At 66.4% G+C, this 22,154-nt stretch carries 22 protein-coding genes; 8 read left to right on the top strand and 14 right to left on the bottom strand.

Going from position 1 to position 22,154, the window contains the following annotated elements; translation table 11 throughout:
- The first annotated feature begins 2 nt into the window (after nt 1-2).
- The 5 genes from ACORJG_RS02290 to alaS all read left to right on the top strand — a co-directional run bounded on the left by ACORJG_RS02290 (nt 3) and on the right by alaS (nt 6,025).
- On the top strand, nt 3-632 hold the full coding sequence (locus tag ACORJG_RS02290) for a TetR/AcrR family transcriptional regulator (RefSeq protein ID WP_427791263.1): 630 nt from the start codon (nt 3-5) through the stop codon (nt 630-632).
- A gap of 183 nt (nt 633-815) precedes the next feature.
- A complete protein-coding gene (gene recA / locus ACORJG_RS02285) occupies nt 816-1,895 on the top strand; it encodes a recombinase RecA (protein ID WP_427791261.1) in 1,080 nt (359 codons plus the stop codon).
- A gap of 206 nt (nt 1,896-2,101) precedes the next feature.
- On the top strand, nt 2,102-2,584 hold the full coding sequence (gene rraA, locus ACORJG_RS02280) for a ribonuclease E activity regulator RraA (RefSeq protein ID WP_427791260.1): 483 nt from the start codon (nt 2,102-2,104) through the stop codon (nt 2,582-2,584).
- Between the two features lie 31 nt (nt 2,585-2,615).
- Nucleotides 2,616-3,284, top strand: coding sequence for a hypothetical protein (locus ACORJG_RS02275; RefSeq protein ID WP_427791258.1), 669 nt, complete (start codon nt 2,616-2,618; stop codon nt 3,282-3,284).
- 95 nt (nt 3,285-3,379) lie between these two features.
- Nucleotides 3,380-6,025: an alanine--tRNA ligase gene (alaS, locus tag ACORJG_RS02270; protein WP_427791256.1), complete on the top strand. Its 2,646-nt coding sequence runs from the start codon at nt 3,380-3,382 to the stop codon at nt 6,023-6,025.
- 199 nt (nt 6,026-6,224) lie between these two features.
- Here alaS and ACORJG_RS02265 read toward each other — a convergent pair whose 3' ends face one another.
- Nucleotides 6,225-6,776 carry a DUF2939 domain-containing protein gene (locus ACORJG_RS02265; protein WP_427791254.1) on the bottom strand — a complete coding sequence of 184 codons (552 nt, stop codon included), beginning with the start codon at nt 6,774-6,776 and terminating at the stop codon, nt 6,225-6,227.
- A 179-nt stretch (nt 6,777-6,955) separates the two neighbouring features.
- Complete coding sequence (locus ACORJG_RS02260; RefSeq protein WP_003167160.1) at nt 6,956-8,176, bottom strand: NADP-dependent isocitrate dehydrogenase; 1,221 nt, start codon at nt 8,174-8,176, stop codon at nt 6,956-6,958.
- Nucleotides 8,177-8,364: 188 nt separating this feature from the next.
- Between ACORJG_RS02260 and ACORJG_RS02255 the strand changes: the two genes are divergently transcribed.
- Nucleotides 8,365-9,480 (top strand): DUF1176 domain-containing protein, encoded by a 1,116-nt coding sequence (locus tag ACORJG_RS02255; RefSeq protein ID WP_427791252.1) that lies wholly within the window; start codon nt 8,365-8,367, stop codon nt 9,478-9,480.
- 78 nt (nt 9,481-9,558) lie between these two features.
- On the opposite strand, the gene ACORJG_RS02250 is transcribed toward ACORJG_RS02255, so the two are convergent.
- The 9 genes from ACORJG_RS02250 to ACORJG_RS02210 all read right to left on the bottom strand — a co-directional run bounded on the left by ACORJG_RS02250 (nt 9,559) and on the right by ACORJG_RS02210 (nt 17,559).
- Nucleotides 9,559-11,355, bottom strand: coding sequence for a DUF885 domain-containing protein (locus tag ACORJG_RS02250; protein WP_427791250.1), 1,797 nt, complete (start codon nt 11,353-11,355; stop codon nt 9,559-9,561).
- Between the two features lie 92 nt (nt 11,356-11,447).
- A complete protein-coding gene (locus ACORJG_RS02245) occupies nt 11,448-13,295 on the bottom strand; it encodes a DUF885 domain-containing protein (protein WP_427791248.1) in 1,848 nt (615 codons plus the stop codon).
- Nucleotides 13,296-13,388: 93 nt separating this feature from the next.
- Complete coding sequence (locus tag ACORJG_RS02240) at nt 13,389-13,616, bottom strand: hypothetical protein (RefSeq protein WP_024354558.1); 228 nt, start codon at nt 13,614-13,616, stop codon at nt 13,389-13,391.
- A 5-nt stretch (nt 13,617-13,621) separates the two neighbouring features.
- Nucleotides 13,622-14,455: an S-formylglutathione hydrolase gene (fghA, locus tag ACORJG_RS02235; protein ID WP_427791246.1), complete on the bottom strand. Its 834-nt coding sequence runs from the start codon at nt 14,453-14,455 to the stop codon at nt 13,622-13,624.
- Between the two features lie 18 nt (nt 14,456-14,473).
- The gene (locus ACORJG_RS02230; protein WP_427791244.1) at nt 14,474-15,025 is read right to left on the bottom strand and encodes a hypothetical protein; all 552 of its coding nucleotides are present in this window, start codon (nt 15,023-15,025) and stop codon (nt 14,474-14,476) included.
- Nucleotides 15,026-15,036: 11 nt separating this feature from the next.
- Nucleotides 15,037-15,423 carry a VOC family protein gene (locus tag ACORJG_RS02225; RefSeq protein WP_427791242.1) on the bottom strand — a complete coding sequence of 129 codons (387 nt, stop codon included), beginning with the start codon at nt 15,421-15,423 and terminating at the stop codon, nt 15,037-15,039.
- Nucleotides 15,424-15,526: 103 nt separating this feature from the next.
- The gene (locus ACORJG_RS02220; protein WP_427791241.1) at nt 15,527-15,991 is read right to left on the bottom strand and encodes a GFA family protein; all 465 of its coding nucleotides are present in this window, start codon (nt 15,989-15,991) and stop codon (nt 15,527-15,529) included.
- 43 nt (nt 15,992-16,034) lie between these two features.
- On the bottom strand, nt 16,035-16,403 hold the full coding sequence (locus ACORJG_RS02215) for a hypothetical protein (protein WP_427791239.1): 369 nt from the start codon (nt 16,401-16,403) through the stop codon (nt 16,035-16,037).
- A gap of 49 nt (nt 16,404-16,452) precedes the next feature.
- Nucleotides 16,453-17,559, bottom strand: coding sequence for an S-(hydroxymethyl)glutathione dehydrogenase/class III alcohol dehydrogenase (locus tag ACORJG_RS02210; RefSeq protein ID WP_427791237.1), 1,107 nt, complete (start codon nt 17,557-17,559; stop codon nt 16,453-16,455).
- Between the two features lie 175 nt (nt 17,560-17,734).
- Here ACORJG_RS02210 and ACORJG_RS02205 point away from each other — a divergent pair, with 175 nt between their 5' ends.
- A complete protein-coding gene (locus ACORJG_RS02205) occupies nt 17,735-18,622 on the top strand; it encodes a LysR family transcriptional regulator (RefSeq protein WP_427791235.1) in 888 nt (295 codons plus the stop codon).
- The gene (locus tag ACORJG_RS02200) at nt 18,619-19,350 is read left to right on the top strand and encodes an NAD-dependent deacylase (protein WP_427791233.1); all 732 of its coding nucleotides are present in this window, start codon (nt 18,619-18,621) and stop codon (nt 19,348-19,350) included. Before ACORJG_RS02205 ends, ACORJG_RS02200 begins: the two co-directional genes overlap by 4 nt.
- 97 nt (nt 19,351-19,447) lie before the next feature.
- Here ACORJG_RS02200 and ACORJG_RS02195 read toward each other — a convergent pair whose 3' ends face one another.
- From ACORJG_RS02195 to ACORJG_RS02185, 3 genes are all read right to left on the bottom strand, one after another.
- A complete protein-coding gene (locus ACORJG_RS02195) occupies nt 19,448-19,771 on the bottom strand; it encodes a YnfA family protein (RefSeq protein WP_427791231.1) in 324 nt (107 codons plus the stop codon).
- Between the two features lie 164 nt (nt 19,772-19,935).
- Nucleotides 19,936-20,721, bottom strand: a complete 786-nt coding sequence (locus ACORJG_RS02190; protein ID WP_427791230.1) for an RNA methyltransferase — start codon at nt 20,719-20,721, stop codon at nt 19,936-19,938.
- Nucleotides 20,722-20,760: 39 nt separating this feature from the next.
- Nucleotides 20,761-21,792 (bottom strand): S1/P1 Nuclease, encoded by a 1,032-nt coding sequence (locus ACORJG_RS02185; RefSeq protein ID WP_427791228.1) that lies wholly within the window; start codon nt 21,790-21,792, stop codon nt 20,761-20,763.
- Nucleotides 21,793-22,154: the final 362 nt, after the last annotated feature.

The raw sequence follows: 22,154 nt of genomic DNA, 5'->3' as shown, positions 1-22,154 counted from the left end.
CCATGACGACCGGGCCGGGAGAGCACAAACGGCGTTCACGCCGCGAAATGCAACAGGACACCCGCGCCCGGTTGCTGGAGGCCGCCTTTCACATCGTCGCCGAAGGCGGCGTGGCGGCGGCCTCGATCCGCGGCGTCTGCGAACGCGCCGGTTTCTCTCAAGGCGCCTTCTATTCCAACTTCGCCTCCAAGGACGAGCTTCTGCTGGCCCTGATGGAGGGATATATGGCCGAGATCATCGCTGTGCTGGACGGCGTCGTCGATCAGCACAGCGACCGTTCGCTGGAGGACAGCCTGCGCGCGATCGCCGGGCGTCTGGCCGAACTGGCCCAGCGGCCTGTCCTGTCGCTTCTGGCCATCGAACTGCACCTGCACGCCCGCCGCGACCCCGGCTTCGCCGAACACTTCGACCGGGTGAAAACCAACTATCACAAGCAGTTCGCCCAGGTAATCGCCAAGCTGATCGACCACCACGGTCTGAAGCCGATCATATCGCCGCTGCAGATGTCCATCGCCATGCACGCCCTGTGGTCCGGCTCCATCGTCCAGGCCACCGTCGAGGACGCCCTGCCGGTGGACGAAGCCATCATCCTGATGTTCCGCACCGCCACCGGATGCAGCAACGCCGCCTGAGGCTGTCCCAGCGCCAGACACACGTCACATCCGGTCGCACCAAAACAAATGTTCTCGTTCAGTTCACGAGAACATCTTGCGAACAGGAACAAACCGTGTCCATAGTCCGTCTCAACAGGGAGCGGGTCCGTGGCGGGTCTCTCCCGAAGTCAGATGGGAATCATGGCAAGGGAGAGAAAACCAATGTCACAGGCGGCACTGAAGCTCGTGGGTAAAGAAGACGGCGAAAAGCAACGCGCTCTGGAAGCGGCGATCGCGCAGATCGATCGCGCCTTCGGCAAGGGCTCGGTCATGAAACTGGGCAAGGCCGGACAGGTGGCCGAGATCGAGAGCGTCTCGACCGGCTCCCTGGGCCTCGACATGGCGCTCGGCATCGGCGGCCTGCCGGTCGGGCGGGTGATCGAGGTGTTCGGTCCCGAATCCTCGGGCAAGACCACCCTGGCCCTGCACACCGTGGCCGAAGTCCAGAAGAAGGGCGGCGTGGCCGCCTTCGTCGACGCCGAACACGCGCTGGACCCCGTCTATGCGCAAAAGCTGGGCGTGAACCTGGACGACCTGCTGGTGTCGCAGCCCGACACGGGCGAACAGGCGCTGGAAATCGTCGACACCCTGGTGCGCTCGGGCGCCGTGGACATCGTGGTGGTCGACTCGGTCGCTGCGCTGACCCCGCGCGCCGAGATCGAGGGTGAGATGGGCGACAGCCTGCCCGGCCTTCAGGCCCGCCTGATGTCGCAGGCCCTGCGCAAGCTGACGGCCTCCATCTCCAAGTCGAAGTGCATCGTCCTGTTCATCAATCAGATCCGTCACAAGATCGGCGTCATGTACGGCTCGCCGGAAACGACGACGGGCGGCAATGCGCTGAAGTTCTACGCCTCGGTGCGTCTGGACATCCGCCGCACCGGCGCGATCAAGAACCGCGACGAGGTGGTCGGCAACACCACCCGCGTCAAGGTGGTCAAGAACAAGGTCGCCCCGCCGTTCCGCGAGGTCATCTTCGACATCATGTACGGCGAAGGCATCTCCAAGATCGGCGAGATCATCGACCTGGGCGTCAAGGCGGGCATCGTCGAGAAATCCGGCTCCTGGTTCTCCTACGACTCGACCCGCATCGGTCAGGGCCGCGAGAACGCCAAGGAGTTCCTCAAGAACAACCCCGACATGGCCGCCTCGATCGAAAAGGCCGTGCGCCAGTCAACCGCCAAGATCGCCGACGACATGCTGGGCGCCCCCGAACCCGACGAGGGTCAGGACCTGGAGGGCTGATCCAGACCTCCGCTCGAGCTTCTCCGTTCGCTGCTGCGCGACCCGCCTACCGACCCCGCGTGGCCGGTCGGACGGAGATCGGCCCGCCCGACCTGCTTCGGGCGGGCCTCTTTTTTTATGCCGGGCTTCCTTCCACTCATTCCGACGGATGTTGAGGCGCACCTCACGAGCAGGCAGAGTTCGGCGCAAAGAAACGGAGCCTCCCCATGACCTTCGCCACCGCCGACCTGTGCGACGCCCACCCTGACACGGTGAAGGTCTGCCAGACCGCCTTCCGCAGCTTCGGCAAGATCGCAGCCTTCCACGGCCCTGTCCGCACACTCAGCGTGCTGGATGACAACGCCCTTGTCCGTCAGACGCTGGAGCGGCCCGGCCACGGCGCGGTTCTGGTGGTCAATGGCGGCGGCTCGCTGAAGCGGGCTCTGGTCGGCGACAATCTGGCCAGGCTGGCCATCGACAACGGGTGGGCCGGGATCGTCGTCCATGGCGCCATCCGGGACAGCGGCGTCATCAACACCATGAACGTCGGCGTCAAAGCCGTGGGAACCATCCCCCTGCGCGCCGACCGCGAGGCCATCGGCGAGATCGACATCCCCACCAGCTTCGGCGGCGTCATCTTCACCCCCGGCGAATGGCTCTATGCGGACGAAGACGGTCTGATCGTCTCGCCGCGTCCTCTACACGACTAAAGCGCAAATCCCTCTCCGGAGCACACCGCTCATGGACGCCGCAGCAACGCTTCTTCATGGCGCCCGAATGAGGTCACGCGCCTTCTCCATATCTCTGGCGGTCTTGCTGACGGCTCTGCCGCTTTCCGGATGCCTGACGCTCGCCGCTGTCCACCAACTCCATGAGCAGCGTGAGTTCGAACGCCGCAACGCCTTCGACGCTAGGGCGCACGATTGGGCCCTAGCGTCCGGCGCGACTGTTATTGGACGACTAGCAGTAACCACCAATTACCAACGCAGAAATGGAGTTATTGAAAATATTCCCACCCAAACACTTCATTGCGCCAATCTCTTAGTCAGATTGATTCCTGACACAACACACATGAGAGACTTGATGGCACGAGAGTACAGCCTCCTAATAAAGACCCAAGGAGATTATCACGACAACTACATAGACACCGCGACAAGATGGTCTTGGCCTGAGCCAGAATCAGCCAATTACATACGTGAGACAACCTGTGGACCAGAGGGAGAGTTCACCTTTCCCGCAACGCCTTCAGGACACTACCTTCTGTTCGCACAAGTTCATCCCACAGCCGATCGAGCGGCTGAAGTTTCATTCGATACAGTTCTAAAGCCTGTGTTCATCGAATCTGGCCACCCCCTTGATGTTCGTATCCTCACTGGGGTCTGGCGCGATGGGATTATTCAGCCGCAGTGAGGCCGCCGCCGGGTGATGCGTTCGGCGCAAAATCCCTATATGACGCCGGTTCCGATATTTCCTCCCGCGCGCCCGAGTTCCAGAGCGATACGCCCATGACCAGCCTGAAGCAGATCCGTTCCACCTTCCTCGACTACTTCGCCGCCGACGGCCACGAGAAGGTGCAGTCGGCTCCGCTCGTGCCGCAGAACGACCCGACCCTGCTGTTCGTCAACGCGGGCATGGTGCCGTTCAAGGACTATTTCACCGGCGCGGCGACCGCGCCCTACAACCGCGCCACCAGCTCGCAGAAATGCGTTCGCGCCGGGGGCAAGCACAACGACCTGGACAACGTCGGCTATACCGCGCGTCACCACACCTTCTTTGAAATGCTCGGCAATTTCTCGTTCGGCGACTATTTCAAGGACCACGCGATCGAGCGCGCCTGGACCCTGCTGACCAAGGAATTCGGCCTCGACCCTGCCCGCCTGCTGGTCACCGTCTATCATACCGACGATCAGGCCTTCGACATCTGGAAAAAGGTGACGGGCTTCGCGGACGAGAAGATCATCCGCATCCCCACCGCCGACAACTTCTGGGCCATGGGCGACAGCGGCCCGTGCGGTCCCTGCACCGAGATCTTCTACGACCACGGCGACCACATCTTCGGCGGCCCTCCCGGTTCGCCGGACGAGGACGGCGACCGCTTCGTCGAGATCTGGAACAATGTCTTCATGCAGTTCGAGAAGGAGAACGACGAGATCGTTCGCGAACTGCCCAAGAAGTCGGTCGACACCGGCATGGGTCTGGAGCGCATCGCCGCCGTGCTGCAGGGTGTCCACTCCAACTATGAAGTCGACCTGTTCCGCAATCTGATCGCGGCCTCCGAAGAGCTGACCCACACCAAGGCCGAGGGCGAGCGCGCCCCGTCGCACCGGGTCATCGCCGACCACCTGCGCTCGACCGCCTTCCTGATCGCCGACGGCGTGACCCCCTCGAACGAGGGTCGGGGCTATGTCCTGCGCCGCATCATGCGCCGCGCCATGCGCCACGCCCACCTGCTGGGCGCCCAGGACCCGCTGATGCACCGTCTGGTGCCGACCCTGGTCGAGGAAATGGGCGAGGCCTATCCCGAACTCGGCCGCGCCCAGGCCTTCATCGAGGACACTCTGAAGCAGGAAGAGATCCGCTTCCGCACCACGCTGGGCCGCGGCATGAACCTGTTCGATCAGGCGACGGCCGACTTCAAGGCGGGCGACATGCTGGACGGCCAGACGGCCTTCACCCTGTACGACACCTACGGCTTCCCGCTTGACCTGACGCAGGACGAGGCCCGCCGTCGCGGCTACAGCGTCAACGTCGACGGCTTCGAATCCGCCATGGCCGAACAGCGCGACCGCTCGCGCGAGCACTGGAAGGGCTCGGGCCAGACGGCCTCGGCCGGCGCCTGGCTGTCCCTGCGCGACCAGCACGGCGGCACGGAATTCACCGGCTATGAGTCCGAGACCGGCGAAGGCAAGGTCATCGCCATCGTCAAGGACGGCGCCGAGGCTGCGTCCGCCGCGACCGGCGAGACGGTCGAGGTGCTGCTGGACAAGACCCCTTTCTACGGCGAAGGCGGCGGCCAGGCGGGCGACAAGGGCGCCTTCGTCTGGAGCGGCGGCGAAGGCCGCGTCCTGGACACCAAGAAGCACGGCGGCGACCTGCACGTTCACACCCTCGAAGTGACCAAGGGCGCGCTGGCCACCGGCGCGATCGTGACCGCCACGGTCGAGGAAGGCTCGCGCCCGACCACCCGCGCCAACCACTCGGCCGCCCACCTGTTCCACGCCGCCGTCAAGAACGTGCTGGGCGCCCACGTCGCCCAGAAGGGCCAGATGGTCGACGCCGAGCGGATGCGCTTCGACTTCAGCCACAACGCCCCGATGACGGACGAGGAAATCGCCCGCGTCGAGGACGAGGTGAACGCGGTCATCCGCCAGAACGTCCCGGTCACGACCGAACTGATGACGCCCGACGCCGCCATCGCGGCGGGCGCCGTGGCCCTGTTCGGCGAGAAGTACGGCGACGAGGTCCGCGTCCTGACCATCGGCCGCGCCCTGTCGGGTCCGGGCGCCTATTCGGTCGAGCTGTGCGGCGGCACCCACGTCTTCCACACCGGCGACATCGCCCTGTTCAAGATCGTGTCCGAAGGCGGCGTGGCCGCCGGCGTGCGCCGCGTCGAGGCCCTGACCGGCGAGGCGGCCCGCCGCTTCCTGCTGGATCAGGCCAATGTCGCCCGCCACCTGGCGCAGGGCTTCAAGATCCAGCCCGCCGAGGTTCCGGCCCGCGTCGAGGGCCTGCAGGCCTCGGTCAAGACGCTGGAGAAGCAGGTCGCCGACCTGAAGAAGCAGCTGGCGCTGGGTGGCGGCGCAGGCGCCAACGCCGCGCCTGAAGAGATCGGAGGGATCAAGCTGATCGCCCGTGTTCTGGACGGCGTCGACGGCAAGGGCCTGCGCGGCGTGGCCGAGGACTTCAAGAAGCAGCTCGGCTCGGGCGTCGTCGCCCTTGTCGGCGTCACCGACGGCAAGGCGGCCATCACCGTCGCCGCGACGCCGGACATGGCGGGTAAGGTCAACGCGGCCGACCTGGCCCGCGACGCCGTCATCGCCATGGGCGGCAAGGGCGCCGGCGGCAAGCCCGACTTCGCCCAGGGCGGCGCCCCTGACGGCTCCAAGGCCGAGGACGGCCTGAACGCCATCCGCAACGCGCTGAAGGGCTGATCGCCCTCCCAGGCGGAAACGATGAAGGGCGGCGCCTCCGATGCGCCGCCCTTTTTCTTTCCTCCCCATGAAATGGGGAGGGGGACCGCGAAGCGGTGGAGGGGCCAAGGCGGGGATCAAGGACGACGGAACCAAGCAGCCCCTCCGTCTCGGCGGCTAGGCCGCCGATCCACCTCCCCATTGCATGGGGAGGAGAAGCCTACTCCGGCGTTCCCAGATCAATCCCCGCCAGCTTCCAGCCGACCAGGTTGCGGCGCTTCATCAGCAGGGAGACCTGCTCGCCGGGCTGGTCGTCGCGGGTCAAGGTGACCGCGAAGGTGTCCAGGTCGCGATAGCCCCAGGACTGGCGCACGCGCTTGTCGTCGGACTTCGGCTCCTGAGGCTCCCGGCGCGTGATCTCGGGTTTGGGCGCCCGGCCCTCCTGCACCATCAGGGCGATCGCCTGCGGGGTGACGAAGGCGTCGACCGCCCCGCCGACGAGAGCGGGCGCCAACAGCATCCCCAGCCCCGACAGGCCGCTGTCGCCGAGGCGCTTGTCCTTGCGCATCTCGACCATCATCCGGGCGTTCAGCTCGTCCTTCAGGCTGGCGCGGAACGCGGGGAAGTCGACCTGGCGCTCCAGCCCCTGCGCGTCCCCGGCCTTGGCCGCCTGCACCAGAGACCGCGCCGCCAGCAGGGGCGAAGCGCCGTAGGCGACCACGAAGACGGCCGCCGCCGCCAGCCCCAGACGAATAATCAGTTTGCGGTTCATCGGCCCTCCCCTGCCTTACGAACGCGACGCGATAACGACGAAACGGCGCCAAAATCCCCAGGCGGATTAGGGACATGGATCGCAGGCGGGTTCAATGCGTGTTTTCACCGGCTCGACCCGCACAACAAAAAAGCCCGCCGGATCGCTCCGGCGGGCCTTGATGTCATTCTGAGCTAAGCTCAGCCGATACCCGGCAGAGCCTTCTTCAGGTTCTCGGACACCTTGTCCAGGAAGCCTTCGGTGGTCAGCCAGGACTGCTGATCGCCGACCAGCAGGGCCAGGTCCTTGGTCATGAAGCCCGACTCGACGGTCTCGACGACCACGCGCTCCAGCGTGTCGGCGAACTCGGCCAGCTGGGCGTTGTCGTCCAGCTTGGCGCGGTGCTTGAAGCCGCGGGTCCAGGCGAAGATCGAGGCGATCGAGTTGGTCGAGGTGGCCTCGCCCTTCTGATGCTGGCGGTAGTGACGGGTCACGGTGCCGTGGGCGGCTTCCGTTTCCATGACCTTGCCGTCCGGCGTCATCAACACCGAGGTCATCAGGCCCAGCGAGCCGAAGCCCTGCGCCACGATGTCCGACTGCACGTCGCCGTCGTAGTTCTTGCACGCCCAGACGAAGCCGCCCGACCACTTGATCGCGGCTGCGACCATGTCGTCGATCAGGCGGTGCTCATAGGTCAGGCCGCGCTTCTTGAATTCCTCGGCGTATTCGGCGTCGAAGACTTCCTGGAAGATGTCCTTGAAGCGGCCGTCATAGGCTTTCAGGATGGTGTTCTTGGTCGACAGATAGACCGGGTAGTTGCGCTGTAGGCCATAGGCGAACGAGGCGTGTGCGAACTCGCGGATCGAGGCGTCCAGGTTGTACATGCCCATGGCGACGCCGGCGCCCGGCGACTTGTAGACTTCGTGCTCGATCACCTGGCCGTCGTCGCCGACGAACTTGATCGACAGGGTGCCGGCGCCCGGCATCAGGAAGTCGGTGGCCTTGTACTGGTCGCCGAAGGCGTGACGGCCGACGACGATCGGCTGGGTCCAGCCCGGCACCAGACGCGGCACGTTCGAGCAGATGATCGGCTCGCGGAAGACCACGCCGCCCAGGATGTTGCGGATGGTGCCGTTCGGCGATTTCCACATCTTCTTCAGGCCGAATTCGGCGACGCGCGCCTCGTCCGGGGTGATGGTGGCGCACTTCACGCCGACGCCGTGCTTCTGGATGGCGTGGGCCGCGTCGATCGTGATCTGATCGTCGGTGGCGTCACGGCTTTCCATGCCGAGGTCGTAGTAGTCGAGTTCGAGATCCAGATACGGGAAGACCAGCTTGTCCTTGATCATCTGCCAGATGATGCGGGTCATTTCGTCGCCGTCGATGTCCACGATGGGATTGGCGACCTTGATCTTGGCCATGCTTACGCCTCTGTCTCTCAATCAGGGAAGGAATTCGTGAAGGGGATATAGCGACCCCCGCGCGCGGGCGCAAAGGGGACGAAAGCCGCACGGCATGAACGTCTTCGTCGGAACGAAACAGGCGTTCGCCCGCTTGGCTTTCACGGCTACGCTTGGCGTCGCCGATCGTACAATGCATGGAACGCCTGATGACGCCTCGCCGCCTGCGGTTCGCCGCCACCGTCGCCCTTCTTCCGCTCGCCCTGATCGCCTGCAAGGGCGGCGATGACGCCACGGCGAAAGAGGCCCCGGCCGCATCAGCTCCTGCGGAAGCCGCCGCGCCTGTCGTCAAGGTCGCCGCCAATCCCGCCAGCGTGACGCGCGAGTTCCGCGACTGGACCGCCACCTGCGACAACACCAACCACTGCGCCGCCTTCGGCCCCGGCGCCAACCAGATGGGCTTCGTCATGGTGTCCCTGGCGCCCGGCCCGGACGCGCGCCCGGTCGTTCACATGGGCGGCTGGGGTCTGGAGGACGGCGAAGGCTCCGTCTACGCCGAGATCGACGGCCATCGTTATGCAGGCGAGAACACCAAGATGGACGAAGAGGGCGACGTCATCGCCTTCGCCCGCCCCTCGGCTCAGTTGATCCATGATCTGGGCAATGGCGCCGCCATGTCGATCCGGCGCGGCGACAAGCAGATGAAGGTCAGCCTGGGCGGGGCCGCCGCCGCCTTCCTGTGGATCGACGAGCGTCAGGGACGGCTGAACACGCCCACCGCCCTGATCCGCCGCGGCGACCGTCCGGCCGCCAGCGTACCTGCGGCGCCCGCTGCGCCGCGCGTGAACATCGCCGCCGCCGTGTCTCAGGACGGCTTGAGGCAGGACGACCTGTCGCCGTCCCTGCTGGCCCACCCCAGGGTGATGGAATGCCTGGCCACATCCCGCAAGGGCGAAAGGTTTGAGCCGAATGTGGTGGTGTCCCGCCTGGCCTCCGACAAGCTGTTGTGGAGCGTGCCGTGCGGCGAGGGCGCCTATAACTTCAACCAGGTCTATTTCATCACCCCGGCGGACGGCACGGCGCCCCAGCCGGTCAACTTTCCCATGGCCACGGGCAGCAACGACGAACTGGTCAACAGCCGCTATGAGCCCAAGACCCGCACCCTGTTCGCCTTCGGGCGCGGGCGCGGCATCGGTGACTGCGGCCGCATGGGAACCTGGGCCTGGACCGGCGAGCGCTTCGCCCTGCTGGACGAAAAATCCATGCCCAGCTGCACCGCTGTTCCGCAGGAGCTGTGGCCGACCACCTGGCGCGCGGCCAGCTAAGCCCTCGGACCTGAACATGAAAACGGCCCGGACGCGCAAACGTCCGGGCCGTCTTTCGTTTCAGGCTTCCGCCGCGCGTCAGGCGCGCATGCGCCCTTCCAGCACCGCCAGCGGTAGGGAGCCGCTGCCCAGCACCTTGTCGTGGAAGGCGCGCAGGTCGAAGCCCGGCTTGGCCTCGGCTTCCTTGCGCAGGCGGGCGATGACCGTGTGGCCGACCTTGTAGGAACAGGCCTGACCCGGCCAGACGCAATAGCGGTTGATCTCGCTGTTAGAGGCGTCCAACGGCTTGGCGCCCGAAGCCGCCATATACTCCACCGCCCGTTCACGGCTCCAGCGCTCGGAGTGCAGGCCGGTGTCGACCACCAGACGCACCGCGCGGAACAGATAGGACATCAGGAAGCCGACACGGCCCAGCGGATCAGTCGCATAGGCGTCCAGATCGTCCGCCGCGACGGCCTCGGCATACAGCGCCCAGCCTTCGTTATAGGCCGAGAAGCCGCCCGCACGGCGCCATTGCGGCAGCTCGCCCGACTCGCGCTGCAGCGCCACCTGCAGGTGGTGGCCCGGCGAGGCCTCGTGATAGGTCAGGGTCGGCAGGGCGAACTTCGGCCAGTTCCCGCTGTCGCGCAGGTTAATGTAATAGGCGCCCGGACGCGAGCCATCCAGCGGCGGCCCCTGATAGTAGCCGCCCGGCGCGCCCGACTGGATCGACACCGGCACGCGACGGATTTCCACGTGGGTCTTGGGCAGGCGGCCGAAGACGGTCGGCAGTTTGGGCTCCAGCGCGGCGACCTGTTCGTTCAGCCACTTCAGCAGCTCTTCCTTGCCCGCGTCGGTGTTGGGGAACAGCTGGGCCGGGTCCTTGTTCAGGGCCTGAACCCGCTCGCCGACCGTGCCCTGGGTCATGCCCTGCGACTTCAGGATGCCGTCGATCTCGGCGGTGATCTCCGCCACCTGCTCGACGCCCATGGCGTGGATTTCCTTGGCCGAAAGCGTGGTCGTCGTGTTCGACTTCAGCCCGGCGGCGTAGAAGGCCTCGCCTTCCGGCAGGCGCCACACGCCCGCGTCATGAACCGCCTTCGGACGGATCGCTTCCAGCGCCTCGATCTGACGGGCCAGCGCCGGCTTGATCTTCTCGTCCACCAGGGCGGCGGCGCGTGCATCATAGCCCGATAGGTTCAGTGCGCCCGCCTTGCGGACCAGCGACTTGATCATGGCCATGTCGGCGGCCGGGGTGTCGCGCAGGGTGCGGATCTGCGGCAGCATCCGGTCGATGATGAAGTCCGGCGCGATGACGCCCTGACCGGCGTCTTCCTTGACCTTGGCCGTCTCGCCGTCCAGCACGCCCGCAAAGGCCTCCAGACGCGACAGGAAGGCGTCGGCGCCCGCCGCATCCTCAATGCGGTGCTGGTTGTCCATGAAATCGGGCATGGAGAAATAGGAACCCGACAGCTGGGTCACGACATAGGGCGACGGGCGGCCCGGACCCGAGCCATAGTCGAAGCGCGCCGTTTCCGCCGAGGTCTCGCGCCCGAAGGCGGCGATGGCGTAGTTCAGCGCCCCGGCCTCGGACAGGCCCTTCTGGTTGAACGCCTTCAGTTCGTCCCAGCGCTTGACCGCCTTTTCGCGATCCTTGCGGATGGCGTCCGGTCCGGCCTCGCTCAGCTTGGCCGACAGGCCCGCGCGGGCGTCCTTGTCCAGACCCAGATTGGTGGCGCGCTCGGGCGACTCATCAATGTCGGCCTCGAACCAGCCGTCCAGCAGGGCGTTCAGGCGCGCATCGGCGTCGCCCCCCGGCGCAGCGCACTGCGCCAGCGCAGGCGCGACCGCAGCGGTGGCCGCGGCGCTCAGCAGAAGATTGCGGCGATTGATCATTGGATACTCCCCCAACAGAGCCGCGCCGCGCCGGGCGTTGCTCTCATCACACTCAATGAAGGACCGGCGCGTCCGGTAAACTCAGCCCGTCGTCAGACCGGCGTCCAGGCGTTCATGGTCCGCTCCAGAACCGTCAGCGGCACGCCGCCCAGGTTCAGGCCCGTGTCATGGAAGCCCTTGATGTCGAAGCGCGGGCCCAGGCGACGCTTGGCGTCTTCACGCAGCCGCGCCCAGGTGGTGTGGCCGACCTTGTAGCTGGACGCCTGCCCCGGCCAGACGCAGTAGCGTTCGATCTCGGTGGCGATGGTGCTTTCCTTGTCGCCCAGCACATCGACCATGTAGCGAATGCCCTGCTCGCGGCTCCAGCGCTTGTGGTGCAGGCCGGAGTCCGCCACCAGACGCGCGGCGCGGAACATCAGCGACTGCAGATAGCCCACCTGTCCGAAGGGGTCGTTCTCATAGACCCCCATCTCATCGGCCAGCTGCTCGGCATACAGGCCCCAGCCTTCCGAATAGGCCGAGAAACCCATGACCTTCATCAGCAGCGGCGTGTCCGACTTTTCCTGCTGCAGGGCGATCTGGTGGTGATGGCCCGGCGTCGCCTCATGATAGGTCAGCGTCGGCAGCATCCATTTCGGCCATTCCGCCGTGTCGCGCAGATTGATGTAATAGGCGCCCGGCCGCGACCCATCCAGGGCCGGCGACTGGTAATAGCCGCCCGGCGCGCCGGCCTCGATGGCCTTGGGCACGCGGCGGATTTCAACCGGCGACTTGGGCAGGCGGCCGAAATAATCGGGCAGACGCGCCTGCATGGCGACCATCTGCACATTCAGCTCCTGCAGCAGTTCTTCCTTGGCCTCATCCGTGTTCGGATAGACGAAGCGCTGATCCTGGCCGATGGCGGCGATGCGCTCCCCCACCGTGCCCTGCGTCATGCCCTGCGCCTTCAACAGGGCGTCGGCGCGGGCCGAGATTTCGGCCACCTGCTCCAGTCCCATCTCATGCACCTCGTCCGGGGTCATGCCCGAGGTGGTGTAGAACTTCAGGCCATAACGGTAATAGGCCTCGCCGTCCGGCAGACGCCAGGCGCCGCCGTCATGGGTCGCGCCGGGCCGCACGGCCTTGAATGCCTCAGCCTGACGCTGGACCGCCGGATAGACTTCACGGGTCAGGATGGCCGCCGCCCGATCGGCCCAGTCGCCCGCAATGCCCTTTTCCGCCGCGCGCCGCGCGATCGAACGGGTCATCACCGAATCCGCGACAGGCGTTCCGGTCAGGGCGTCCATCTGCGTCAGGGTGCGGTCGATGACGAAGTCCGGCGGCACGGCCCCGGCGGCGAACTCGGCCTGCATCCGCGCCCGCTCGTCGTCCAGCCCTCTGGCGAAGTCCGACAGGCGCGACAGATAGGCCTCGGCGTCCTCGGCCGTCTCGATCCGGTGCTGGCTGTCGAGGAAGTCAGGCACCTGCTGATAGGCGCCGCCCAGCTGACTGACGGTATAGGGCGACGGGAAGAAGCCGCCGCCATAGGGGAAACGATACCCCTCCTGCACCGTGTCGCCGAAGAAGGTCAGGGTGTCGTGATAGATCTGATCGGCGGCGCCCAGTTGCGCGCGGTCGATGGCCTTCACCGCCTTCATGCCGTCGTTGAACCGCACCTTGTCCGCGTCGATCTTGGCCTGAGAACGGTCGCTGAGCTTGAAGCGAGCGTTCGCCTTCGGCCCCCGGTCCATGCCCAGCATGGTCAGCATTTCCGGGTCCGACAGCAGCATCTCGTCAGCGATGCGGTCCATCAGGGCGTGGAACTGCGTCGTGGCGGCGTTAGGGGCCGAAGCCTGAGCTCCTCCCTGCGCCCCAACCTGAGCCGTAGCGCGCATCGGGCCGACGGCGGCCAGCGCCCCTCCGGCGGCGACCGACATCAGCAGGCGACGGCGATCCATCATGAGCCTTCCTCCCAAAAAGCATTGATCGGGGATGCTAACGGCACAGTCGCCGCCTGCAAGGCTTGATCGCCTCTCGGAGGAATTTCCGTCGATTTAACGCTTAACGTGCGCCTTGATGCAGTCGCGTACGGCGCGCTTCAGGTCGCCGGGCGCGTTCGGCTCGTCCACGCCCTCAGCGGCGAAGACAGCGCGCATGGCGGCGTCCAGCCCCTTGGGCAGGGCGGCGATCACCTTCTTCTGCCCCTTTTCATGCAGGCAGAAGCCGACCTGATTGCACAGGTCCGCGAACATGGAATCGAAATCGGGGGCGGCGTCGGTCATCACACTCAGGCTTTCAGCCGCTTGGCGTGGAAGGCCACATGGTCGTCCACGAAGCTGGCCATGAAGAAGTAGGAATGGTCATAGCCCGGCTGCATGCGCAGGGTCAGCCCCTGTCCGGCCTTTTGCGCCGCCGTCTTCAACAGTTCCGGCTTCAGCTGATCGGTCAGGAAGGAATCGGCGTCGCCCTGATCCACCAGAATGTCGTCGAATACACCCTTGGCCGCCCCGCCCTCGATCAGCAGCGCCGCGTCATGCTTGACCCACTCCGCCCGGTCCTCGCCCAGATAGGCGCTGAAGGCCTTCTCGCCCCACTGACAGCGCGTCGGCGAGCAGATCGGCGCAAAGGCCGACACCGACCGGAACAGTTCGGGATGACGCAGCGCCAGCGTCAGCGCCCCATGCCCGCCCATCGAATGGCCGAAGATCGAGCGCGTCTTCGTCGTCGGGAACGCCGCGTCGATCAGATCGATCAGTTCGCCCGTGACATAGCTCTCCATACGGAAATGCGGCGCCCACGGCGCCTGCGTCGCATCGACATAGAAGCCTGCGCCCTGCCCCAGATCATAGGCGTCGTCATTGGCGACGCCCTCCCCCCGCGGCGAGGTGTCGGGCGCGACGATGATGGCGCCATGCGCGGCGGCGGCCTTATAGGCCCCGGCCTTGGTGGTGAAGTTGTCCTCGGTGCAGGTCAGACCCGACAGCCAGATCAGGACGGGGAACGGCCCCTCCCCCTCCGGAACAAAGACCGACAGGGTCATGGGCGTGCCCGTCGTCGCGCTGTCGTGTTTCAGATAGCGCAGCGTGCCGCCGTGAACGACGTGGCTCTTGACCGTTTCCATCAGACTAAAAACTCCAGATCAGTCCGGCCAGACCCTGGCCATCAGGGCGTCATCGAGGACGCCGCCGTCTTCAGAGAAATGCGCGTACCAGTCGCGCGGGATCGGGGCGACCGCGCCTTCGGGCTGGGCGCCGCCGCCCCAGGCCTCGAACTGCAGGCCCACCAGAATCGGCGCCTGCCGCACCGACGGCGCCGGAACCGTCCCGGCGGCGTTGGTCAGCGCCTCGACGACCTCCGGCTTCATCGCCGGTTCGCCGGTGACGATCCAGGCTCTGGAGCGCTCGCCCGGCTTGACCATCAGCAGCATCATGCCGGATGCGCCGCCTTGCGTCGGCTGGGCCCTGGCGGCGGCGGCGACCGCCTCATCCACCGCTGTCAGATAGGGCGACAGGTCGGCGATCTCGATCCGCTCCTTCATCACCCGGTCCGGCAGATACAGCACCACCTTCTTGCGGTCCCACGCCTGCGCCCTCTGCTCGGCAGGCGCAGGCGCTTCGCCCGGACTACAGGCGGCGAGCGCCGTAACGGCCAGAACGGCCATGATCGACGCCGTCGCCGCCTTCATCTTCATCGTCTCAATCCTCAGCCCGGCCGGTGAACGGCGCAGATCTTGTTACCCGACGGATCACGCAGATAGGCCAGGTGCATGGGTCCGAAAGGCGTGTTGCGCGGCCCGGCCGGATCCTCGATCGCCGTGCCGCCCGCCGCAACCCCGGCCTCGGCGAAGGCGACGACCGCCTCGGGGCTGCTGGCGAAGAAGCCGATGGTGCCGCCGTTGGCGTGGCAGGCCGCCTCGCCATTGCGCGGCCGGACCACGCCCAGCATTCCGCGCGGCGTCATATACCAGACGCCCGGCATCGGCGCCTCGCTGGGCGTGCCCGGCTGATGGCCCAGCGCGCCCAGAACGGCGTCATAGAATTTGTGCGAGGCCTCGAGGTCATTGGCCCCGACGGTGACGTGCGTAAACATGTTGATCCTCCCAGATCCACCCGGTCATCACGCCGGGCGCGGCAAGCTAAACCGAGTAAGTTTCGTTTGGCAACGAACTTTGCTGCATCTGCTCAGTGCAGCTTCATTCTGGACGCGCGCCCTCGCGGACGTAAGCCCCCATCAATTCGCCGTAAGCCTCGGGCGGTGGGAATTCAGGATAGCCGACCTTGGCCCCCGACTGCACGCCCGGCAGGCGCTCCGCCGTCCAGGTATCGGCATAGGGAACGACCCACGCCCCATCATCAAGCAGGCTGGGCCGCAGGTTGACGAACTGACCCCCGGCGATGCCGCGCGTGAACAGCCAGGTCTTGCACGACGGACAGAAGTGATGCTCCGGCACAGGATTGTGCAGGCCGCCGATCTCCGTCTCGCCCTCGACCGTCAGCCCTTCGCTGGGCAGCATCAGGCTCAGGGAATAGGCGCCGCCCGTCAGCTTCTGACAGGCGCGACAATGGCAGGCCGCCGCAAACACCGGCGCCTGGGCGACCTGAACTTTCACCCGCCCGCAGAGGCAGGCCCCCGTCCACGGCAGTTTCCAGTCACTCATAGGCCAGTCCCTCCCTGTTCTCTTCGACAGTCAGCGCGCACGCTCAGATATCTGGTCGCCAGACAGAGCCGTCGCCACTGACATTATAGAACCCCACGCCGTGCCGCTTGGCGAGGGTGAGCGCCAATTCCTGCGCCACCTCAGCGCGGCTCCAGGCAAAACCCGCATAGATCGCGCTGGGCGCACAGGCGATATCCGCAGAATCGGAAGGCCTGAGCCACGGCCCTGTTCGCGAGGCGTGCGGGCCGTTAAACGCCCAGAATCGCCGCCGCATACCCGCTTCCCAGCGTTGCAGAGCAGGCGAACAGACGGCGGGATCATTGTAGTCCCACGCGCCGTCCCAACGCATGAAGGCTTCGTACCAAGCCTGAAACGCGTCGCGCTCGACCGGAACGGCGGCAGGCTCGAACACCAGAAGATCATAACTCATCGTCGCCCCGCCGCCTCATTTCACCCGTCTCTTAGAAGACGATCACCGAACGAATGCTCTTGCCTTCATGCATCAGGTCGAAGGCCTCGTTGATGCGTTCCAGCGGCAGGGTGTGGGTGATCATCGGATCGATCTCGATCTTGCCGTCCATGTACCAGTCGACGATCTTGGGCGTATCGGTGCGGCCGCGCGCGCCGCCGAAGGCCGAGCCCTTCCAGACGCGGCCGGTGACCAGCTGGAACGGACGGGTGGCGATCTCCTTGCCCGCCTCGGCCACGCCGATGATGACGCTCTCGCCCCAGCCGCGGTGGCAGGCTTCCAGCGCCTGACGCATGACCACGGTGTTGCCGGTGCAGTCGAAGGTGTAGTCGGCGCCGCCCCCGGTCAGCTCGACCAGATGGGCCACCACGTCCGACACGTCCTTGGGATTGACGAAGTGGGTCATGCCGAAGCGACGGCCCCAATCCTCCTTGTCGCCGTTGATGTCGACGCCGATGATCATGTCGGCCCCGACCATCTTCAGCCCCTGAATGACGTTCAGGCCGATGCCGCCCAGACCGAAGACCACGGCGTTGGCGCCCGGCTCGACCTTGGCCGTGTTGACCACCGCGCCCACGCCCGTCGTGACGCCGCAGCCGACGTAGCAGGCCTTGTCGAAGGGCGCGTCCTTGCGGATCTTGGCCACCGCGATCTCGGGCAGGACCGTGTAGTTCGAGAAGGTCGAACAGCCCATATAGTGGTGAAGGGTCTGGCCCTTGTAGGAAAAGCGCGAGGTGCCGTCCGGCATCAGCCCCTTGCCCTGCGTGCCCCGGATCGAGGTGCACAGATTGGTCTTGCGGCTCAGGCACGACTTACACTGGCGGCATTCCGGCGTGTACAGCGGGATGACATGATCGCCGACCTCAAGGCTGGTCACGCCCGGTCCGACCTCGACCACCACGCCCGCGCCCTCATGGCCCAGGATCGAGGGGAAGAGACCCTCGCTGTCCAAACCGTCCAGCGTATAGGCGTCGGTGTGGCACACGCCCGTCGCCTTGATCTCGATCAGCACCTCGCCCGCGCGGGGACCTTCCAGATCGACCTCGACGATCTCGAGCGGACGTTTGGCTTCGAATGCGACGGCGGCGCGGGTTTTCATGATGTTGGTCCTTCGGACGTCCCTATCGCTCGCGACGCGGTCGCTCGCTGCTTCAGGGACTAAGGCGGGAGATTTGACGATTGGCGACCTTACTACGCCCGATGCGGCCGGGTCGAAACGGCGACAACCGCAAAACATTATTGCCGTTTAGCAACAATCCTGATCCAACGTCCCCATGAGCCGCTGGGACGGGATCGACGAATTCACCGCTGTCGCCGAACAGGCCAGCTTCTCGGCCGCCGCCCAGCGCCTGGGCCTGTCGACCTCTGCCGTCAGCCGCGAAATCGCCCGGCTGGAAGACCGGCTGCAAACGCGCCTCCTTCACCGCACCACCCGCCGGGTCGAGCTGACCGACGCGGGCCGCGACTTCCTTTCCCGCTGCCGTCGCCTGATCGACGAACGCGACGAGGCCCTGGCCGCCGTCCAGCCCGACGATCAGGCCCCGCGCGGCCTGCTGCGCATGACCTGTTCGGTCTCCTATGGCGAACGCTTCATCGCCCCCGCCGTCAACGCCTTCGCGAAGTTGAACCCCGAACTGCGCATCGAACTCGACCTCGACAACCGGCTGCGCGATCTGGTCGGCGACGGTTATGATCTGGCGGTGCGGTTCGGCCATCTGACCGACTCCCGGCTGATGGCGCGGCGGCTGGCGTCTCGGCGGCTGATCCTGTGCGCCAGCCCCGACTATCTGGCCCGCCGCGGCGCCCCGCGCGACCTGTCCGAGATCGCCAGCCACGACGGCCTGGTCGGCTCGGCCGAGCAGTGGCGCTTCACCGAGGCGGGGCGCGAAGTGACGCTTCGCCCCACCGGCCGCTGGCGCTGTAACTCCGGCGCGGCCGTGCTGGACGCGGCCCTTCAGGGGCTGGGCCTGTGCCAACTGCCCGACTTCTACGTGGCCGAAGCGCTGGCGTCGGGCGCCCTTGTATCCCTGCTGGACGAAGCCCGCCCGCCCGACGAAGGCGTCTGGGCCGTCCACCCCCACCCTCGCCACGTTCCGCCCAAGGTCCGCGCCATGATCGACTGGCTGCACGACCGCCTGTCCGCACCAAGGAGCCCCGCATGAACCTCGTCATGCTGACCGGCGCCGGCGTCTCGGCCGAAAGCGGCGTGCCGACCTTCCGCGCCTCTGACGGCCTGTGGGAAGGGCATCGCGTCGAGGCCGTCGCCACGCCCGAAGGCTTCGCCGCCGACCCGGCTCTGGTGCAGGATTTCTACAACCAGCGACGCCGCCAGCTGGCGGGCGTCCACCCCAACGCCGCGCACCGGGCGCTGGCCGAACTGGCGGCGCGGTGGACGGGCGACTTCCTGCTGGTGACGCAGAACGTCGACGACCTGCACGACCGGGCGCACGCGGAGACCTCGCCCGCGCCGGGCTTCGAGTTGATCCATATGCACGGCGAGTTGAAGAAGGCGCGCTGCACCGCCTCAGGCACCGTCTGCGACTGGTATGATGATCTGGAGGTCCTGCACGCCTCGCCCCATCACCCGCACGGAACCTTGCGTCCGCACATCGTCTGGTTCGGCGAAATCCCGCTGGAGATGGAGCGGATCGAAGCCGCGCTAGCCCGGTGCGACCTGTTCGTCTCCATCGGCACCTCCGGCGCGGTCTATCCGGCGGCGGGCTTCGTCCAACTGGCGCGCATGGCCGGGGCGCGGACGGTGGAGATCAATCTGGAGCCGACGCAGGGCGCAAGCCTGTTCGACGAGGGCGTCTACGGCCCGGCGACTGAGGCGGTGCCGGGGTTTTTCGGGCGTTGTAAGCCTCTCACTCGCCGTCATTCTCGGGCTTGACCCGAGGATCGAGCGCACCGCGCGCTCACCCTCGCCGACCTCACAAACGGACGACCCGATCCTCGGGTCAAGCCCGAGGATGACGAAGGCGTATGGCCTACTCCCTCGGCCCGAACAGGATGATCGCCGCGCCAATCAGACACACCACGCCGCCGATGACGTCCCAACGGTCCGGCGTCGTCTTCTCGATCAGCGCCATCCACGCCAGCGACGCCACGATATAGACCCCGCCATAGGCCGCGAACGCCCGCCCCGCCGTCTCGGCCGGAACCAGCGTCAGCAGCCTCGCAAAGGCGACCAGACACAGCACGCCCGGCGCCAGCCACCACGGCGAGCGATCCAGCTTCAGCCAGGCCCAGAAGGCGAAGCAGCCGCCGATCTCGGCCAGCGCCGCGAGGGGATAGACGAGGGCGAGTTTCATGCGGCTCCTTCAGAAACGGGCTGCGCGCTCTATCCCCGCTCATCCCGGCGGACGCCGGGACCCAGTGAGAGCACCAGTCTCAAGCATTACCCTTAGCCGCTGCGCTTTGAAGCCAAAGCACTGGATCCCGGCGTCCGCCGGGATGAGCGGATTGAGAAGTAAGCCTACTCCCCCTTCTTCGCCGCCTCGGCCCGCTCGGCCGCCAGCTTGGCCAGCACCCGACCTCGCCCCTTGGCCAGGGCATGGATGGCGCCGCGCATGGTGGCGACCTCCTGTTCAGTGAAGGCGGCGCGGCCCAGCATGACGCGCAGGTTCTGGCTCATCGAGCGCTTCTTCTCAGGCGGGTAGAAGAAGCCGCCGTTGTCCAGTTCCGCCTCCAGATGCTCATACATCCCCAGCAGCAGGTCGTTCGACGCGGGCGGCTCGCCCTCACGGAAGCGCGGAGGCGGGGCGTCCAGGATCAGGGCGCGCCACTCATAGGCGTTGATCGCCACCGCCTGCGCCAGGTTCAGCGAATGGTGCTTCGGGTCGATCGGAATGGTGGTGATCCCGGCGCACAGGGCGATGTCGCCCGTTTCCAGCCCCGCGCGCTCGCCGCCGAACAGCAGCCCCGCCCTCAGCCCCGACGCAGTGTCGTCATACAGGATGCGGGCGCTCTCACGCGGGGTGCGGACCGGCTGGCGCGTCTCGCGCGGGCGGGCGGTGGTGGCGAAGACGGTATGCAGGTCGGCGATGGCCTCGGCCACGCTGTAGAACACCTTCACCCCGTCCAGCACCCAGTCGGCGCCGGACGCCGTGGTCCAGGCGCGTTCCTGAGGCCAGCCGTCGCGCGGGCTGACCAACCGCAGTTCCGACAGGCCGAAATTGGCCATGACGCGAGCGACCGCGCCGATGTTGTCGGCCATCTGGGACTTGTCGAGGATGACGACGGGAGGGGTGAGTTCAGTCATCCGCCTCCCCTACCCCCGCACGCCGCCCGGCGAAAGGCGTCAGTCGTCGCCGACCATCGCGGTCCACGGATCGACGCGGCCCGCCTCCACCTCGGCGACCTTGACGGCGGGCCAGCCGATGCTGCTGTTGGCCGACACGCGCCAGGCGGCCGACACGAAGTCGCGCAGCTCCGACGCCCCGGCCGCCAGACGTTCGTTGACGAAGACCGCGCCGCGCGGGTCCGTGTCCTTGAACGCGCCCGCCTTCTCCATCCGATAGAAGGGGATGACCGTCGCCAGCGTCGCATTCAGGTGCGAGGCCGTGCGGGCGCGCAGGTCGAAGCCCTCGACATTCGGCGGGGCCATCGTCGCCTCAACCGCTTCCAGACTTAGGGTCCGACTGGTGAACGCGCCCTCGAAATCGCCGTGTGTGCGACGCGACCGGGTGAAGCCCTCGGGGTTCGTCTCCCCCGCCCAGCCGTTGAAGTGGATGGTCGTGTGGTGCGGCTGGGCCGCGTCGCCGACGAAGTGGCTCAACACGCCGATGTCGCGCAGGATCAGCTGTTCACGGCGTTCGCGGTCGGCGCGGTACCAGGCCTGTTTGGCCAGATCCGGCTCGCGCGCCTCAGCGGCGCTCAGCACGCGCCAATAGGCGAAGTCGCGCTCCAGGTTCTGCCAGGCGTCCATGATGGCGTAGGGCAGATAACCTGCCTTATCCACATCCAGACCGGCGCGGGTCAGGGCGGCGTCGTATTCCGACTTCAGGCGCGGCAGGTCGGCCATCGTCATGCCGCGCGCGTCCATCACCCGGCCCTGATCGTCCATGTCGACGAAGTGGGCGGTGTCGCGCTCGCGGTCGTGCGGCTGGCCCGCGCCTTTCCAGCGGTCGGGCTCGCGCGAATATTCGCCCACGTCGGCGGCGGCCCCCGCCGTGCGCAGGAAGGACGGCAGATCGCCCGGCAGGTGGCGCATCGCCGCCACGCCGATCACCCGGTGACCCGAGCTGCCCCAGGCCTCGACCTGAACGGCGGGCGCAGCGACCAGCATCAGGGCGGCGGCGGAAATCATCAGGCGTTTGACTTGTCGGTTCATGAGACGGCGCCGTGCGAAATTTCAGAAGGGGAAACGAAGGCTTATCCCATTCCCGCGCCCGCCTCCACCCAGCGATCACGTCAGCCATAACAGCGATCACGCCGCCGTTATCTTTGCGTCATCGCCAGCTTTTCTTGCCAATAAAGTGTTAGCGGGCTCGATCAAGACGTTAACGACGCAGACAGCCCCTCAATTATAGAACTCAAATTCGATCAATACTGATCTCATATAGTCAGGATAGTCTCGACTCAACCTGAGATAGACTGGCCTCATTTGCGCCTTATCCACCGCCGATACCGCACCTGATCTCATTCGCCGCAATTGCGCCGCAATTGATCGTCAGAAACCGCCGGGCCGGAGCG

Origin of the sequence: Brevundimonas diminuta (genome assembly GCF_050310045.1) — a bacterium.
Lineage (GTDB): Bacteria > Pseudomonadota > Alphaproteobacteria > Caulobacterales > Caulobacteraceae > Brevundimonas > Brevundimonas diminuta_F.
Note: the sequence above shows the minus strand (reverse complement) of the source record. Positions and strands in the feature narration are given on the sequence as shown.

Excerpts from the sequence above, each read along its gene's own strand:
- ACORJG_RS02290 (WP_427791263.1), top strand. The coding sequence starts at position 3 with ATGACGACCGGGCCGGGAGAGCACAAACGGCGTTCACGCCGCGAAATG.
- recA (WP_427791261.1), top strand. The coding sequence starts at position 816 with ATGTCACAGGCGGCACTGAAGCTCGTGGGTAAAGAAGACGGCGAAAAG.
- rraA (WP_427791260.1), top strand. The coding sequence starts at position 2,102 with ATGACCTTCGCCACCGCCGACCTGTGCGACGCCCACCCTGACACGGTG.
- ACORJG_RS02275 (WP_427791258.1), top strand. The coding sequence starts at position 2,616 with ATGGACGCCGCAGCAACGCTTCTTCATGGCGCCCGAATGAGGTCACGC.
- alaS (WP_427791256.1), top strand. The coding sequence starts at position 3,380 with ATGACCAGCCTGAAGCAGATCCGTTCCACCTTCCTCGACTACTTCGCC.
- ACORJG_RS02265 (WP_427791254.1), bottom strand. The coding sequence starts at position 6,776 with ATGAACCGCAAACTGATTATTCGTCTGGGGCTGGCGGCGGCGGCCGTC.
- ACORJG_RS02260 (WP_003167160.1), bottom strand. The coding sequence starts at position 8,176 with ATGGCCAAGATCAAGGTCGCCAATCCCATCGTGGACATCGACGGCGAC.
- ACORJG_RS02255 (WP_427791252.1), top strand. The coding sequence starts at position 8,365 with ATGACGCCTCGCCGCCTGCGGTTCGCCGCCACCGTCGCCCTTCTTCCG.
- ACORJG_RS02250 (WP_427791250.1), bottom strand. The coding sequence starts at position 11,355 with ATGATCAATCGCCGCAATCTTCTGCTGAGCGCCGCGGCCACCGCTGCG.
- ACORJG_RS02245 (WP_427791248.1), bottom strand. The coding sequence starts at position 13,295 with ATGATGGATCGCCGTCGCCTGCTGATGTCGGTCGCCGCCGGAGGGGCG.
- ACORJG_RS02240 (WP_024354558.1), bottom strand. The coding sequence starts at position 13,616 with ATGACCGACGCCGCCCCCGATTTCGATTCCATGTTCGCGGACCTGTGC.
- fghA (WP_427791246.1), bottom strand. The coding sequence starts at position 14,455 with ATGGAAACGGTCAAGAGCCACGTCGTTCACGGCGGCACGCTGCGCTAT.
- ACORJG_RS02230 (WP_427791244.1), bottom strand. The coding sequence starts at position 15,025 with ATGAAGATGAAGGCGGCGACGGCGTCGATCATGGCCGTTCTGGCCGTT.
- ACORJG_RS02225 (WP_427791242.1), bottom strand. The coding sequence starts at position 15,423 with ATGTTTACGCACGTCACCGTCGGGGCCAATGACCTCGAGGCCTCGCAC.
- ACORJG_RS02220 (WP_427791241.1), bottom strand. The coding sequence starts at position 15,991 with ATGAGTGACTGGAAACTGCCGTGGACGGGGGCCTGCCTCTGCGGGCGG.
- ACORJG_RS02210 (WP_427791237.1), bottom strand. The coding sequence starts at position 17,559 with ATGAAAACCCGCGCCGCCGTCGCATTCGAAGCCAAACGTCCGCTCGAG.
- ACORJG_RS02205 (WP_427791235.1), top strand. The coding sequence starts at position 17,735 with ATGAGCCGCTGGGACGGGATCGACGAATTCACCGCTGTCGCCGAACAG.
- ACORJG_RS02200 (WP_427791233.1), top strand. The coding sequence starts at position 18,619 with ATGAACCTCGTCATGCTGACCGGCGCCGGCGTCTCGGCCGAAAGCGGC.
- ACORJG_RS02195 (WP_427791231.1), bottom strand. The coding sequence starts at position 19,771 with ATGAAACTCGCCCTCGTCTATCCCCTCGCGGCGCTGGCCGAGATCGGC.
- ACORJG_RS02190 (WP_427791230.1), bottom strand. The coding sequence starts at position 20,721 with ATGACTGAACTCACCCCTCCCGTCGTCATCCTCGACAAGTCCCAGATG.
- ACORJG_RS02185 (WP_427791228.1), bottom strand. The coding sequence starts at position 21,792 with ATGAACCGACAAGTCAAACGCCTGATGATTTCCGCCGCCGCCCTGATG.